A 12,941-nucleotide genomic window follows, 5' to 3' on the forward strand; every position below is an offset into this window, starting at 1 on the left:
AGGGCAGTGCCTTCCGTTCCTGGGAGTGAGCCGGCGCACGTCCGGCACTGCATCTCATGGGGCTACAATGACCAACACCACTCCGCTCGCCGGCGCCCTCAGGCGCGGCCTCCTCGCCTGTGTCGCCGTCGCCGCGCTCGGTGTCTCGGCGCCCGCCATGGCCCAGACAGCCGCCAATCAGCCGGTCGCCTTCTCAATCGAAAGCCAGCCGCTTGAAACGGCTCTGACGAGCTTTGCGCGCACCGCCGACGTTCAGGTGCTGTTCGCGCCTGAACTGGTTCGTGGAAAGCGCGCAAACCGAGTCTCGGGATTGATGTCGCCGTCCCAAGCTCTCGGCCAGATCCTCGCCGGATCCGGCCTGGTCGCGACGCCGGTGGGCGAGCGCACCTTTTCTGTTTCAGCGGGCGGAACCGAGACGAGCGACGCGGCCCAACTCGACGATGTGATCGTCACGGCGCAGAAGCGCGAGCAACGCATCCAAGACGTGCCTCTGGCGGTGACGGTCATCGATGGCGATGACGCTGCACGGCGCGGCATCGACAGCGTCACCGGCCTGGTCGATGAGGTTCCGGGGGTCTCGGTCAACTACGCCTTCGGCGGAACGAACTACGGCCTAATCTCTATCCGCGGCATCGGCGGCGCCGATGACTATAAGCCGAATGGCAACCCCTCGGTCGCCCTGCACATCGACGGCGTCTACCAGACCTCCAACGCCTATCTGGGCATGCCTCTGTTCGACCTGGAGCGCGTGGAAGTCCTGAAGGGGCCTCAAGGCACACTGTATGGCCGCAACACCACCGCTGGCGTCATCAACGCCATCACCCGAGGTCCGACCGACGTGCGGGAGGGAAGCGCCCGGGTCGAGTACGGCAGCTATGACTACACCGCCTTCGAAACCGCCTTCGGCGGCCCGGTGACGGAAAGGGTCGGCGTGCGGGTGGCGATCCTGGCCGAACAGGGCGGCGGCTTCATGGACGGCGCCGGGGCCGGCGATCTTGCGGGCTTCCGCCTCTCGGTCGGCGGGGTGGTGCAGAACCAGATGCCGCCGATCCTCGATCCCGGCCGTCGAGAAGGCTTCGGCGACAAGGACCTCGTCGCTGGTCGTGCGACGGTGGCGATCGAACTCGCGCCCCAGACGGATCTGACCATCAAACTGTTCGGCAGTCGGGATCGTGGCGAGACGCGCCAGTACGACCGGATCTCGGCGGCGCTCGACACCAACATCGCCAACGCCGGCGAGAACGATGACCCCTACGAGTTCTATTCGGCCGAATATCCAACACAGGACATCGACATCTACGGTCTGTCGGCGACCCTGGAGCATGAGCTCGGCGATAACCTCAACCTCACGATCGTCGCGGGCGCCCAAGGCACCACGCGATCGGTTCAGGGCAACGGCGACGGCTCGCCCTATCCGGCGTCCCGCTTCGACGCCGACGAAGAGCTGAGCCAGGCCTCCTTGGAGGTCCGACTGGGCGACGACACCGGCGGGCGGTTCGACTGGATCCTCGGCGGGTTCCTCGTCTCCGACGAGATCGACTTCGACACCCGCTGGACCAGCTACACGGCGCGCACGATGTACGACAATCTGCACAAGCAGACGCGCGACAGCCTCGCCGCCTTCGGCCAGATCGACTTCCGGGTCACCGAGCGGCTGCAGCTGTCCGGCGGCCTGCGCTACACCCGCGACGAGGCGACCTTCAGCGGCCGCAACGACGACCTCAATCCCTGGGGTATCTCGACCTTCACGACCACCTTCGCCACCACCAACCCCTTCATCTGGGATCGCGCGTTCGAGGACGACAATGTTTCGGGCCGCATCACAGCCAAGTACGACGTGACGTCCAGCCTCAACGTCTTCGTCTCGGCCGGCACCGGCTACCGCGCCGGCGGTTTCGATGGCACCTCGATCTTCACCCAGGCCGAGACCCTGCCGTTCGAGTCCGAGACGGTCACCGCCTATGAAGCCGGGCTGCGCTGGACCACCGGCCGCCTGCGCGTCTCACTTGACGCCTTCGCCTATGAGTTCGAGGAGCTCCAGGCCACGACCCGCCTGGCCAACGACACCAATGGCCGAGCCAACGTCGGCGAGGCCGAGACCTCGGGCATCGATTTCGCCATCAACGCCGTCCTGTTCGAGACGGACACCCAGACCCTGGACGTCGATCTCTCGGCCGCCTTCCTGGACTCGGAAATCATCTCGTTCAGCTCGGCGCGCGTGGCCGACGTCCTGGCCACCGTCGGCGATCCCCTGCCGGGCGCGCCGGACGTGACCGCCACGTTGTCGTTCAACCACGGCTTGACCCTGTCGAACGGCTGGAGGATCAACTCGCGCCTGGGCGTCGCGCACCACGGCGAGGAATCCAACCGCCTGAACGCCATCCCGGGCAATACGGCGGAGGCCTATACGCTGGTGAACGCCCGGGTCGAACTGGCGTCCACGGCCGACTGGGCGGTCTACGCCTACGGTCGCAACATCACCGACGAGGTCTATTTCCCGGAGTTGAACGGCGCGTCGCGTCTGGTCGGCGCACCGGCCACCTATGGCGTCGGATTGCGCTACGCCTTCTGACGACCATCCGCGCCGTCGCCTTCATCCCCGGCGGCGGCGCGGACCCACCTTTGCGCGACAGGACGCCTCATGCCGCCGCTGAACCGCCGAACCCTGATGGGCGCAAGTCTTCTCGCCCTCGCGCCCGCCGTCGCGGCCGCCCAGTCGAACCTCGACTGGGTCGGCATCAAACGCCTGATGCAGGGGCCAGTCCTGGGTTGGGCGCGCGGCGAGGAGGCTGTCGTCTGGACGCGGGCCAGCGGTCCTTGGCCGATCTGCATCGAATACGACGTCGATCCCCAGTTCCCGGACCCACGTCGCAGCCCGGTCCTGGCCGCCGATGTCGTGGAGGACTTCATCCAGGTTCATCGGCTTGAAGGGCTGGAGCCTGGCCGTACCTACGCCTACCGCGTCATTGTCGATGGCAAACCCAATCCGGACGACTTGGGACTGGAACCTTGGACATTGACGGCGGCGCCCGAACAGGCGGCCCGGTTCAGGCTGGCCTTCGGATCCTGCGCCCGCCGCGCCCGCTATCCTGTCCAGCCGATCTGGCGCGCAGTTGAGACTGCCCGACCCGACCTCTTTGTCTGGGCCGGAGACGCGGTCTATGCCGACAGCCTGGACCCGGAGATCCTCGCCGAGGAATATCGCCGCCAGCGCGATCTGCCTGAGATCCGACGGTTCATGGCGACCACGCCCCAATTCTGCATCTGGGATGACCACGACTATGGGCTGAACGACCAGGATCGTCGTCATCCCGGCAAGGTCGCCGCGCTGGAAATCTTCAAACGCTACTGGCCCAACCCGTCCGCCGGCCTGCCCGGCACGCCGGGCGCCTTCTTCCGGTGGTCTCAGGGCGGGGTCGATTTCTTCTTCTTGGACGTCCGTTATCACCGGGACCCGAACATGGGCCCGAACGTCGCCGGCAAGACCATGCTGGGCGAGCAGCAGCGCGACTGGCTGATGGCCGGGCTCAGCGCTAGCCGTGCGCCATTCAAGGTGTTGATCTCCGGTTCCGGCTGGAATGACGGCAAGGCCGAGGGTGCGGATGCCTGGTCCTCGTTCACCCATGAGCGGGACGCCATCTTCGAACACATCATGGCCGAGAGGATCCCCGGCGTCCTGCTGCTCTCGGGCGATACGCATTTCGGCGAGATGAACTGCCTGCCCTGGTCGGACCGCGGCGGCTACGATCTGTACGAATTCGTCAGTTCGCCGCTGGCTCAGGATACCGTCGACCTCTACCTGACGGGCCGCCCGGTCATGCGGGTGCGCCAGGCATTCTCTAACGACGTCAATTTCGGCGTCGTTGACTTCGATTTGACCTTGCCGGATCCCACGGTCCGGTTCGAACTGCGTGACGAGGCCGGACAGTCGGTTTGGCCCGCGGTAGTCGTGAAGGCATCGGAACTGCGGAACGGCGTGAGCTCCTGGCTGGACAAGCTTGACGCCACCTCGAAGCGACGTTGGGCTGACGTGGCCGCTGGGCTCGGCTATTATTCCTCTCGCTGACGACTTGGCTGACTGATCGGCTGACGCTTCAGATTATCGTCTGGAACTCAGTAGTGATTGCTTCGATCAATAATTCCGTTAATCTGGAAATATGGAATCAGAAGACGCAATCCTGGCGCTTGCCGCCCTCGCCCAATCGACCCGGCTGGAAACCTTCCGCCTTCTGGTGCGCCATGAACCGGGGGGGGCGCCGGCCGGCGAGATCGCCCAGACTTTGGCCGTGCCGGCCAACACCCTGTCGGCGCACTTGGGCGTCCTGACCCGCGCGGGCTTGATCAAGTCGGAGCGGCGAAGTCGGTCGATCATCTACCGCGCAGACCTGGACCGGTTCCGAGACCTGGTCCTGTTCCTGCTCAAGGACTGCTGCGGGGGCAGGGCCGACCTCTGCGAGCCCCTGCTGGCCGAGCTCGCGCCCTGCTGCCCCTGAGGATCCCGTGGACATCGTCATCTATCACAACCCCGCCTGCGGGACGTCGCGCAACGCGCTCGAGCTGATCCGGCATGTCGGCGTCGAGCCGCATGTCGTCGAGTATCTGAAGACGCCACCGTCGCGGACCATGGTCGCCTGGCTGGCCGAACGGGCCGGCAAGCCGCTGCGCGACCTGTTGCGCGAGAAGGGAACGCCCTACGCCGAACTGGGCCTCGGGGACCCGGGCCTGACAGACAATCAGTTGCTCGATGCGATCGAGGCTCATCCGATCCTGCTCAATCGCCCGATCGTCGTCAGTCCTATCGGCGTCGGGCTGTGCCGACCGTCCGAGATCGTTCTGGACCTCCTGCCCGCCGACGATCTCAAGCCCTTCACCAAGGAGGACGGCGAGGTCGTCATCGACGCCGCCGGCCAGCGGGCGAGGCGATGATCGACACCCCCGTGGCGGACGATGCGCCGCGTCGCCTGTCCTTTCTCGACCGCTGGCTGACGCTGTGGATCTTCGTGGCCATGGGCCTGGGCGTGGCTCTGGGAACCTTGGCGCCGGGCCTGCCGACCTGGGTCGACAGCCTCTCGATCGGCTCGACCAACATCCCGATCGCCATCGGCCTGATCCTCATGATGTACCCGCCGCTGGCCAAGGTCCGGTACGAGGAACTTCCGCGCGTCTTCGCCGACAAGCGGGTGCTGGCCCTGTCCCTGTTCCAGAACTGGGTGCTGGGCCCGGTCCTCATGTTCGCCCTGGCGGTGATCTTCCTGCGCGATCAGCCGGACTACATGACTGGCGTCATCCTGATCGGGCTGGCGCGCTGCATCGCCATGGTGCTGGTCTGGAACCAGCTGGCACGCGGCGACAACCAGTATGTCGCCGGCCTCGTCGCCTTCAACTCGATCTTCCAGATCCTGTTCTTCAGCCTCTACGCCTGGTTCTTCCTCACAGTCCTGCCGCCCCTGTTCGGCCTGCAGGGCAGCGTGGTGGACGTCAGCGTCTGGACCATCGCCGGGGCGGTGCTTGTCTACCTCGGTCTTCCATTCCTGGCCGGCTTCCTGACCCGTCGCAGCCTGATCGCCCGCCGCGGCGCCGACTGGTACGAGCGGCGCTTCCTGCCGCGCATCGGGCCGATCACCCTGATCGCCCTGCTGTTCACCATCGTGGTCATGTTCAGCCTCAAGGGCGGCGAGGTGGTGGCTTTGCCGCTGGACGCCCTGCGCATCGCCACTCCCCTGACGATCTACTTCCTCGTCATGTTCGTGGTCAGCTTCCTCATGGGCAAGCTGATAGAGGCCGACTATCCGCGCACAACCGCCCTGGCCTTTACTGCGGCCTCGAACAATTTCGAGCTGGCCATCGCGGTGGCCATCGCAGCCTTCGGGCTGACCTCGCCCGTCGCCTTCGCGGCCGTCATCGGTCCCCTGGTCGAGGTGCCGGTGCTGATCCTGCTGGTGTCGGTTGCGCTGTGGATGGGCCGCCGCTGGTTCCCGGACACCGCCCCGCCGGCGGACGCCGCCTGATGGTCGTCCTGCATCTGCTGGACGCGGATGACGCCGGCCTGATCGCGACCCTGCGTGGCGCGGGTCTGCCGGACCCCGGTGACGGCCGCTACTTCAGCGCCGATCACTACGGCGCGGTCATCGGCTACGTCGGACTGGAAGGGGAGGGACGCGACCTGCTGCTGCGCTCCTTGGTCGTCCTTGCCGACCAGAAGGCCCGCGGCCTGGGAAGTCGGGTGCTGGCCGCCGCCGAGACCGCCGCCGGCGACCTGGGCGCTGCACATCTGCACCTGCTCACCACGACGGCCGAGCGCTTCTTCACCCGGCACGGCTTCGTCGTCGCCGATCGGGCGTCTGCACCGCCCGCGATCCGGCGAACCGGCGAGTTCGCGGATCTCTGCCCGGCGTCGGCCGCCTACCTGACCAAGGACCTCTGATGACCTTCGCCCGCCTACGGTCGCTGCCGGATCCGGATCATCTGCCGGCTCTGGACGCGGCTCATCTGTCTGCCGAGCCTGCCCGTGGACTGGGTCCGACAGACCCGGCACCGCGGATTCTGCTCTTGTATGGATCGCTGCGCGAACGGTCCTACTCACGGCTCTGCGTTGAGGAAGCGGCCCGTCTGCTGCAGCGGATGGGATGCGAGACCCGCATTTTCGACCCCTGTGACCTTCCTCTGCCGGGCGCGCCTGGCGACGATGACCACCCGGCGGTGCGCGAGCTACGCGAGCACGCCTTCTGGTCAGAGGGCATGGTCTGGTGCAGTCCGGAACGGCACGGCCAGGTCTCCGGGGTGATGAAGCTGCAGATCGATCACCTGCCGTTGAGCCTGGGCGGCATGCGCCCGACCCAGGGCCGGACGCTCGCTGTCATGCAGGTGTCGGGCGGGTCCCAGAGCTTCAACGCCGTCAACACCCTGCGCCTCCTGGGCCGCTGGATGCGGATGGTCACCGTCCCCAACCAGTCGAGCGTGGCCAAGGCCTTCCAGGAGTTCGACGAGGCCGGCCGGATGAAGCCATCGGCCTACTATGAGCGGATCGTCGATGTGATGGAGGAACTGGTGCGCTTCACCATTCTGGTCCGGCCCCACGCCGTCCAGCTCGTAGACCGATATTCCGAACGGAAGGCCGCCGGGGTTCCGGTCGAGATCACCTCGGATCTCTCCGCAATCGCTGCAGCACCCCCCTGAAGGGGGCGGGGCGTTCGATACCGGAAAGTTAAGCCCCGGCCCCCTGTCCCAGTGCAACGTCAAATTTTTGCAGTGACCCGAATAGCTGCTTGTGGCGCGCACTTCAGACCTCAGCCGCGTCTCAGACCTCTCGATTCAAGCTGCCGCTGGCTCACCCCGAAAGGGCCTTTCGGGGAGGCGGGCGGCCAAAACTTTCTCCTGGATGCCTCGCCGCACCATCATCGACGATCGATTGGATGGCCACATCCGGCGGATCGGCGCAGGGCGGAAGGTCCAGGCTGTGCTCTGTGTCGAGCCGTTGGGCGACGACGGCTACGCGATAAGCATCCCGGCCTAAGGCCAATCTTTCACCTGAAATTGAGGCGGCGTCGTTTGGCAACGAGCGCTGTCGGACACGAAACCCAAGTCGTGAAAAGTCGCCATCGCAGTCGGGGCGACTTTCGGACCGCAAGTCATCACAAGTCGTATTTTGAGTCTTTGCGAGTTGTCGGACAGTCGTTTGCAAGTCGCGTAAAATAATCGATCCACAGAGTTGACAACCTGTGGATATATTTGCTTGCAATGTGGTGCATCGCGCTGAGACGCGCTGAACACAGGAAGCAAGACATGCGTGGAAGACTTGGGCGCCGCCTGTTCGGCGCGATGATGACGTGCGGCCTGATGATGGCCGGGCCGGCCCTGGCCGGAGGTTCAGGGATGCCCTGGGAAGGGCCGCTCCAGCAGGTGGTCCAGTCCATCACCGGGCCCGTGGTCCAGGCCGCAGCGGTCGTGGCGGTGGTCGTCTTCGGCGCCGGCATCGCGATGAGCGAGAACGGATCCTCGATGCGACGCGGCCTAGGCATCATGTTCGGCCTTTGCATTGCCTTCGCGGCCTCGACCTTCTTCCTCGACTTCTTCGGCTTCGCCGGCGGGGCGGAGATCGGATGATGGCCGGCTCCCTCCAGGACGGACGACCGGAGGGCTGGGATCTTCCGGTCGCCCAGGCCCTGAGCGAGCCGGTCCTCATGGCCGGGATGCCTCGGGACTACGCCATCGCCATGGGGACGATCGCGGTGGTGCTCGGCCTGGCCCTGCGGATCTGGTGGCTCGGCCTTCTGTGGTGGGCCGTCGCCCACGCGATCGGCTTGTGGGCCGCCAGGGCAGACCGCCGGTTCTTCGATGTGCTTCGGCGCCACCTCGCCCTGCCTGGCCATCTGGACGCGTGAGGGGCCGATGCGCTTTCTAGAAGAACATCGCAGACGCCCGGCGGCTCTGGCCGACCATCTGCCCTGGGCCGCCCTGGTCGCGCCGGGCGTGATCCTCAACAAGGACGGCTCCTTCACCACGGGCTTCCGGTTCCGGGGACCGGACCTGGAATCCTCGACCGAGGACGAGCTGATGGCCGTCCGGGCGCGTCTGAACAATGCGCTGAAGCGTCTCGGAACAGGCTGGTGCCTGCATATGGAGGCGCGCCGCCGTGAGGCCGCCCCCTATCCGGAGAGCGCGTTCGACCTGGATGTCGCCTGGCTTCTCGACGAGGAACGTCGGAGCCGCTTCGAGGCTGGCGACCCGGCCTTCGAGACGGATTTTCGCCTGGCCCTGACCTGGCTGCCGCCGGCCGACGAGACGCGGAGAATGGAGCGCTGGCTGTTCGACGGCCTGGCCAAGGGCGGCGCGGACTGGCGCCAGGCCCTGGCGGTCTTCACCCGGGAGGCGGCGACGACGCTCGACCTCCTGTCGGACGCCCTGCCCGAGATTGCTCCGCTCGACGACACCGACCTGCTGACCTGGTTGCACGACTGCGTGTCGCCGAGGAGCTTCCCGGTCGCCGCGCCGGATTCGCCGATGTATCTGGACGCTTGGCTGGCGGACGCCGACCTTTCCGGCGGGATCGCCCCGCGTCTCGGCGACCGCTGCCTCAAGGTCGTGTCCGTGCGCGGCCTGCCGTCGGTGACCCGGCCCGGGCTGCTCGATGCGCTCGGCGCCCTGCCGTTTCCCTACCGCTGGACGGCGCGCTGGATCGGTCTCGACAAACCGGCGGCCGAGCGCGAGATCGTCAAACTGAGGAAGCGCTGGTTCGCCAAACGCAAGGGTGTGGGCGTCCTGCTGCGCGAAGCGATCACCAAGGAGGAGGTGCCGCTCCTCGATACCGACGCGGCCTCCAAGACCGAGGAGTGCGACGGCGCTCTGGCCGCCTTGGGGGCCGAGGCCTGCGCTTTCGGCTATCTGACCCTGACGGTGACCGTGCTTGACGCCACGGAGGCCGGCGCCGCCGCCAAGGCGCGGGCCATCGAGGCCGCGTTGAACGCTCAGGGGCTGCTGGCCCGGATCGAGGACCTCAATTCCGTGGAGGCCTGGCTTGGCTCCCTGCCGGGCGAGCCCTATGCCGACGTCCGCCGACCGCTCGTCTCGACCCTGAATCTGGCCGATCTGCTGCCGGTGTCGGCGGTCTGGGCCGGCCCGTCCGTGGACCTCAATCTGGACGGCCCACCGCTGGCGACGGCCCGGACGACGGGATCCACACCTTTCCGGCTGGTGCTCCACGTCGGCGATGTCGGTCATGCCATGGTGGTCGGACCAACGGGCTCGGGCAAGAGCGCGCTACTCTCGTTTCTGGCCTTGCAGTGGTTCCGCTACCCGGACGCCCGCGTGGTCTTCTTCGACAAGGGTCGATCGGCGCGGGCAGCGACCCTGGCGGCCGGCGGTTGCTGGCGTGCGCTCGAGCCCGGCGCGCGGTTCTCGCTGCAGCCTCTGGCGCGCATCAACCAGGAGATTGAAAGGGCCTGGGCGTCGGAATGGATCGCAGAGACCGTCCGGCTCGCGGGGCTGGAGCCTGTGCCAAGGATCCGTGAAGAGATCTGGGCGGCGCTCGCGGCCCTGGCCGACGCCCCCGTGGCGCAGCGCACCCTGACGGTCTTCTGCGCCCTGGTGCAGGACAAGGCGGTCGCCGCCGCGCTGGAGCCCCTGACACTCAAAGGTCCGCACGGCGCCCTGCTCGACGGAGAGGGCGAGGTGCTGGTTCCCAGTCGGTTCGACACCTTCGAGCTGGAAAGCCTGATGGCCACGCCCTCGGCCGTGGCGCCGGTCCTCTCGGCGCTCTTCCATCATCTCGAAGGCAGCTTCGACGGTCGACCCACACTGCTGGTGCTCGACGAGGCCTGGCTCTTCCTCGGCGAGACGGCCTTCGCCGCCAAGATCAGGGAGTGGCTCAAGACGCTGCGCAAAAAGCGGGTCGCCGTCGTGTTCGCGACCCAGAGTCTGGACGACGTGGCCGCCTCGCCGATCGCGACCAGTCTGATCGAGAGCTGCCCGACCCAGGTCTTCCTGCCCAACCCCCGCGCGCTCGAACCGTCTTCAGCCCGCCTCTATCAGGGGTTCGGCCTGAACCGGCGCCAGCTTGAGCTGATCGCCTTCGCCACGCCCAAGCGGGCCTATTACTGGCGCCAGCCGCGCGGCCGACGCCTGTTCGATCTGCCCCTGACCGGCGTGGCCCTCGCCCTGTGCGGGGCCAGCGCGCCGGAAGACCAGACCCTCATCGACCACATCCTCGCCGCCTCCGGAGAGGCCGGCTTCGCGCGGGAATTTCTCACAGCCAAGGGAGTGCACAATGTTGATGCAGTTTTCGACGCCTTCGCCCGACCGCTCGCGGCCGAATAGGCCGGTCCAGATCGTGGCCGCCGGCCTCGTCGCCGTCAGCCTGCTGGCGACCGCGACCCCGGCGCCTGCACAACAGGTCGTCTTTGACCCCCGCAACCACATCGAAAATGCGCTTCAGGCGGCGCGTCAGCTGGAGAGCCTGGCCAACGAGGCCAGGAGCCTTGCGGCCTCGCCTTACAGCCACCTAACCGGCAACAGCCAGTCGTTGCGCGACATGGCCGAACTGGCCCGTACGGCGCGCGGGATCGCCAGCTCTGTTAGCGGCCTGGAGCAGCAATTCCAGAGCCTCTATCCCGATGACCTGTCTGGATCGGACATGCTGCGGCTTCTGGAACAGGGTCAGGCCCGGACCGCCAACGCCCGGCGAACGGCCGAGGATGTGGCTCGCACGGCGGCCGAGCTCGAACGTCTTGGACAGGGCCGCAATCAGCGGCTGACGGGCGCCCTCTCGGCCAGCGAGGCCGCTTCAGGCCAGACCGCCGCGATCCAGTCGTCGAACCAGATGCTGGCTGTCCTCGCCGAGGATCTGGCGGCGCTGCGCACCATCATGCTGGCCCAGTCCCGGCTTCTGGCCGAGGCGACGGCGCGGGACGCCGCGACCCAGGCTTCGGGGGACGAGGCCCGTCGCCGCCGCTGGGCGGGCTCGGCCGGAACGCCCGCCGCACCGACCTTTGATCCCCTGTCGCACGCGCGGGACTGAGGAGCGGGAGGATGTCGGTCGGAGTAGAAACCCCCAATGAGCTGATGGTGGTGTTCTCCAACACCATATCGGCCGGGTTCGACGCCCTGCAAGGCGCGGTCAACGGCGTCTTCGGGCTCCTGATCGTCCTGGTCGTCGCCCTGACCGGTATCCAGTGGGCGATGTCTTCCAATCGCGAAGTCCTGGCCTCTGGCTTTGGAAAGGTGCTGCTGATCGGAGCCTTCGCCTGGCTGATCAACGACTGGCAACAGCTGTCCGAGACGATCTACGCCGGGTTCATTGAACTGGGTCTGACGGCCGGCGGCGGTTCGCTCAGCCGCGCGGACTTCCTCAACCCCGGCGCCATCCTGGCCCAGGGCTGGGAGATTGTGAAGGCGCTGGGCGAGACGCCGGCGCCCGTCGACAATCCGCTCGACGTTGTGGGCAACATGGCTGACGCCCTGATCCTGGGCCTGGCCATGATCGGCATCATGCTGGCCTTCGCCGTGCTGGCCCTTCAGATCATCGTGGCCCTGCTCGAGTTCAAGATCGTCACTCTGGGCGGCTTCATCCTTCTGCCTTTCGGCATCTGGAACAAGTCCGCCTTCCTGGCGGAGCGGCCCCTCGGATACGTCGTGTCCTCGGGCCTCAAGGTGCTCGCCCTGGCCATCGTGATCTCCGGGGCCCGGACCGTCTTCGATCAGCTCCAGCCCTCGGCCAATCCCGACATCTATGAAGCGCTGAGCATCCTGGTCGCTTCGATCCTTCTGGCCATGCTGTCGATGTTCATCCCCAATCTGGCCTCGGCCCTGGTGACGGGCGGGCCGGCCCTGGGCGCCGGAGCCGCCATCACGGCCGGAATCGCCGTCGGCGGCAGCACCGCCCTGGCCGGAGCCGGGATCGCGGGTGCGGGCACGGCGGTCGCAGGCGGCGCGGCGAAGATGGCGGGGCCGGCGCGGGCCGCAGCCGGCGCTGGAGCGGGCCGGTCTCCGACCCCGCCGATGTCGCCTCCGCCATCCACACCTCCCAAACCCTCCAATGACAATCCCTCACCGTCGGGTCCGCGCCGACCGTCGGGCGGGGCGATGTCCGCCGCGCCGACATTTCCCTCCAACGGCGTCTCCGAACCTGCGGTCGCCTGGCAACCTCGCCAAACGTCGGGATCGCCTTCGGGAGAAGCGTCGGGATCCGGCGGCGCGGCCAATGACGGCGCCGGTGCCGTGGCGCGGCCCGGCAGGCCCGCCGAAAAGATCGCGGCGGAGGCCCAGGCCGCCCGGTCCGATTTCCATCGGGCGGCCTCAGGATCGACCTCGTCAGGCGGATCGAGACCGCCGGCCCGCGCCCAGGCACTGCAAGCCTTCTTCGTCGCCAACGCCGGGCGCGGGCTCATGCCTGCCGGCGAAACCAGCGGCGTCCTGTCTCCCAATCTGAGAACCGAGGAGTCCTGACC

General features: G+C 67.2%; 12 protein-coding genes. All 12 read left to right on the forward strand.

Annotation, left to right across the window (positions count from 1 at the left end):
- Nucleotides 1-67 precede the first annotated feature (67 nt).
- The 12 genes from GYM46_RS09245 to trbL all read left to right on the forward strand — a co-directional run bounded on the left by GYM46_RS09245 (nucleotide 68) and on the right by trbL (nucleotide 12,939).
- A complete protein-coding gene (locus GYM46_RS09245; protein ID WP_164952678.1) occupies nucleotides 68-2,572 on the forward strand; it encodes a TonB-dependent receptor domain-containing protein in 2,505 nt (834 codons plus the stop codon).
- 69 nt (nucleotides 2,573-2,641) lie between these two features.
- Nucleotides 2,642-4,066 (forward strand): alkaline phosphatase D family protein, encoded by a 1,425-nt coding sequence (locus GYM46_RS09250; protein ID WP_164952679.1) that lies wholly within the window; start codon nucleotides 2,642-2,644, stop codon nucleotides 4,064-4,066.
- A gap of 91 nt (nucleotides 4,067-4,157) precedes the next feature.
- Nucleotides 4,158-4,493 carry an ArsR/SmtB family transcription factor gene (locus GYM46_RS09255; RefSeq protein WP_164952680.1) on the forward strand — a complete coding sequence of 112 codons (336 nt, stop codon included), beginning with the start codon at nucleotides 4,158-4,160 and terminating at the stop codon, nucleotides 4,491-4,493.
- 7 nt (nucleotides 4,494-4,500) lie between these two features.
- Complete coding sequence (gene arsC / locus GYM46_RS09260) at nucleotides 4,501-4,926, forward strand: arsenate reductase (glutaredoxin) (protein ID WP_164952681.1); 426 nt, start codon at nucleotides 4,501-4,503, stop codon at nucleotides 4,924-4,926.
- Nucleotides 4,923-6,008 (forward strand): ACR3 family arsenite efflux transporter, encoded by a 1,086-nt coding sequence (arsB, locus tag GYM46_RS09265; RefSeq protein WP_164952682.1) that lies wholly within the window; start codon nucleotides 4,923-4,925, stop codon nucleotides 6,006-6,008. Before arsC ends, arsB begins: the two co-directional genes overlap by 4 nt.
- Nucleotides 6,008-6,424, forward strand: coding sequence for a GNAT family N-acetyltransferase (locus tag GYM46_RS09270; protein ID WP_164952683.1), 417 nt, complete (start codon nucleotides 6,008-6,010; stop codon nucleotides 6,422-6,424). Before arsB ends, GYM46_RS09270 begins: the two co-directional genes overlap by 1 nt.
- A complete protein-coding gene (arsH, locus tag GYM46_RS09275) occupies nucleotides 6,424-7,176 on the forward strand; it encodes an arsenical resistance protein ArsH (protein WP_164952684.1) in 753 nt (250 codons plus the stop codon). The genes GYM46_RS09270 and arsH overlap by 1 nt, the downstream gene beginning before the upstream one ends.
- A 606-nt stretch (nucleotides 7,177-7,782) precedes the next feature.
- On the forward strand, nucleotides 7,783-8,103 hold the full coding sequence (locus GYM46_RS09280; protein WP_164952685.1) for a TrbC/VirB2 family protein: 321 nt from the start codon (nucleotides 7,783-7,785) through the stop codon (nucleotides 8,101-8,103).
- Complete coding sequence (locus tag GYM46_RS09285; RefSeq protein WP_164952686.1) at nucleotides 8,103-8,381, forward strand: VirB3 family type IV secretion system protein; 279 nt, start codon at nucleotides 8,103-8,105, stop codon at nucleotides 8,379-8,381. The genes GYM46_RS09280 and GYM46_RS09285 overlap by 1 nt, the downstream gene beginning before the upstream one ends.
- Before the next feature lie 7 nt (nucleotides 8,382-8,388).
- Nucleotides 8,389-10,812 carry a conjugal transfer protein TrbE gene (gene trbE / locus GYM46_RS09290; protein ID WP_164952687.1) on the forward strand — a complete coding sequence of 808 codons (2,424 nt, stop codon included), beginning with the start codon at nucleotides 8,389-8,391 and terminating at the stop codon, nucleotides 10,810-10,812.
- Nucleotides 10,763-11,512, forward strand: coding sequence for a conjugal transfer protein TrbJ (locus tag GYM46_RS09295; protein ID WP_164952688.1), 750 nt, complete (start codon nucleotides 10,763-10,765; stop codon nucleotides 11,510-11,512). The genes trbE and GYM46_RS09295 overlap by 50 nt, the downstream gene beginning before the upstream one ends.
- Nucleotides 11,513-11,523: 11 nt before the next feature.
- Nucleotides 11,524-12,939, forward strand: coding sequence for a P-type conjugative transfer protein TrbL (trbL, locus tag GYM46_RS09300; RefSeq protein ID WP_164952689.1), 1,416 nt, complete (start codon nucleotides 11,524-11,526; stop codon nucleotides 12,937-12,939).
- Nucleotides 12,940-12,941 lie beyond the last annotated feature (2 nt).

It is taken from the genome of Brevundimonas mediterranea, from assembly GCF_011064825.1.
Taxonomy (GTDB): Bacteria; Pseudomonadota; Alphaproteobacteria; order Caulobacterales; family Caulobacteraceae; genus Brevundimonas; species Brevundimonas mediterranea_A.

Bases quoted from the DNA above. Each gene is read 5' to 3' on its own strand.
- GYM46_RS09245 (WP_164952678.1), top strand. From the start codon at position 68: ATGACCAACACCACTCCGCTCGCCGGCGCCCTCAGGCGCGGCCTCCTC.
- GYM46_RS09250 (WP_164952679.1), top strand. From the start codon at position 2,642: ATGCCGCCGCTGAACCGCCGAACCCTGATGGGCGCAAGTCTTCTCGCC.
- GYM46_RS09255 (WP_164952680.1), top strand. From the start codon at position 4,158: ATGGAATCAGAAGACGCAATCCTGGCGCTTGCCGCCCTCGCCCAATCG.
- arsB (WP_164952682.1), top strand. From the start codon at position 4,923: ATGATCGACACCCCCGTGGCGGACGATGCGCCGCGTCGCCTGTCCTTT.
- GYM46_RS09270 (WP_164952683.1), top strand. From the start codon at position 6,008: ATGGTCGTCCTGCATCTGCTGGACGCGGATGACGCCGGCCTGATCGCG.
- arsH (WP_164952684.1), top strand. From the start codon at position 6,424: ATGACCTTCGCCCGCCTACGGTCGCTGCCGGATCCGGATCATCTGCCG.
- GYM46_RS09280 (WP_164952685.1), top strand. From the start codon at position 7,783: ATGCGTGGAAGACTTGGGCGCCGCCTGTTCGGCGCGATGATGACGTGC.
- GYM46_RS09285 (WP_164952686.1), top strand. From the start codon at position 8,103: ATGGCCGGCTCCCTCCAGGACGGACGACCGGAGGGCTGGGATCTTCCG.
- trbE (WP_164952687.1), top strand. From the start codon at position 8,389: ATGCGCTTTCTAGAAGAACATCGCAGACGCCCGGCGGCTCTGGCCGAC.
- GYM46_RS09295 (WP_164952688.1), top strand. From the start codon at position 10,763: ATGTTGATGCAGTTTTCGACGCCTTCGCCCGACCGCTCGCGGCCGAAT.
- trbL (WP_164952689.1), top strand. From the start codon at position 11,524: ATGTCGGTCGGAGTAGAAACCCCCAATGAGCTGATGGTGGTGTTCTCC.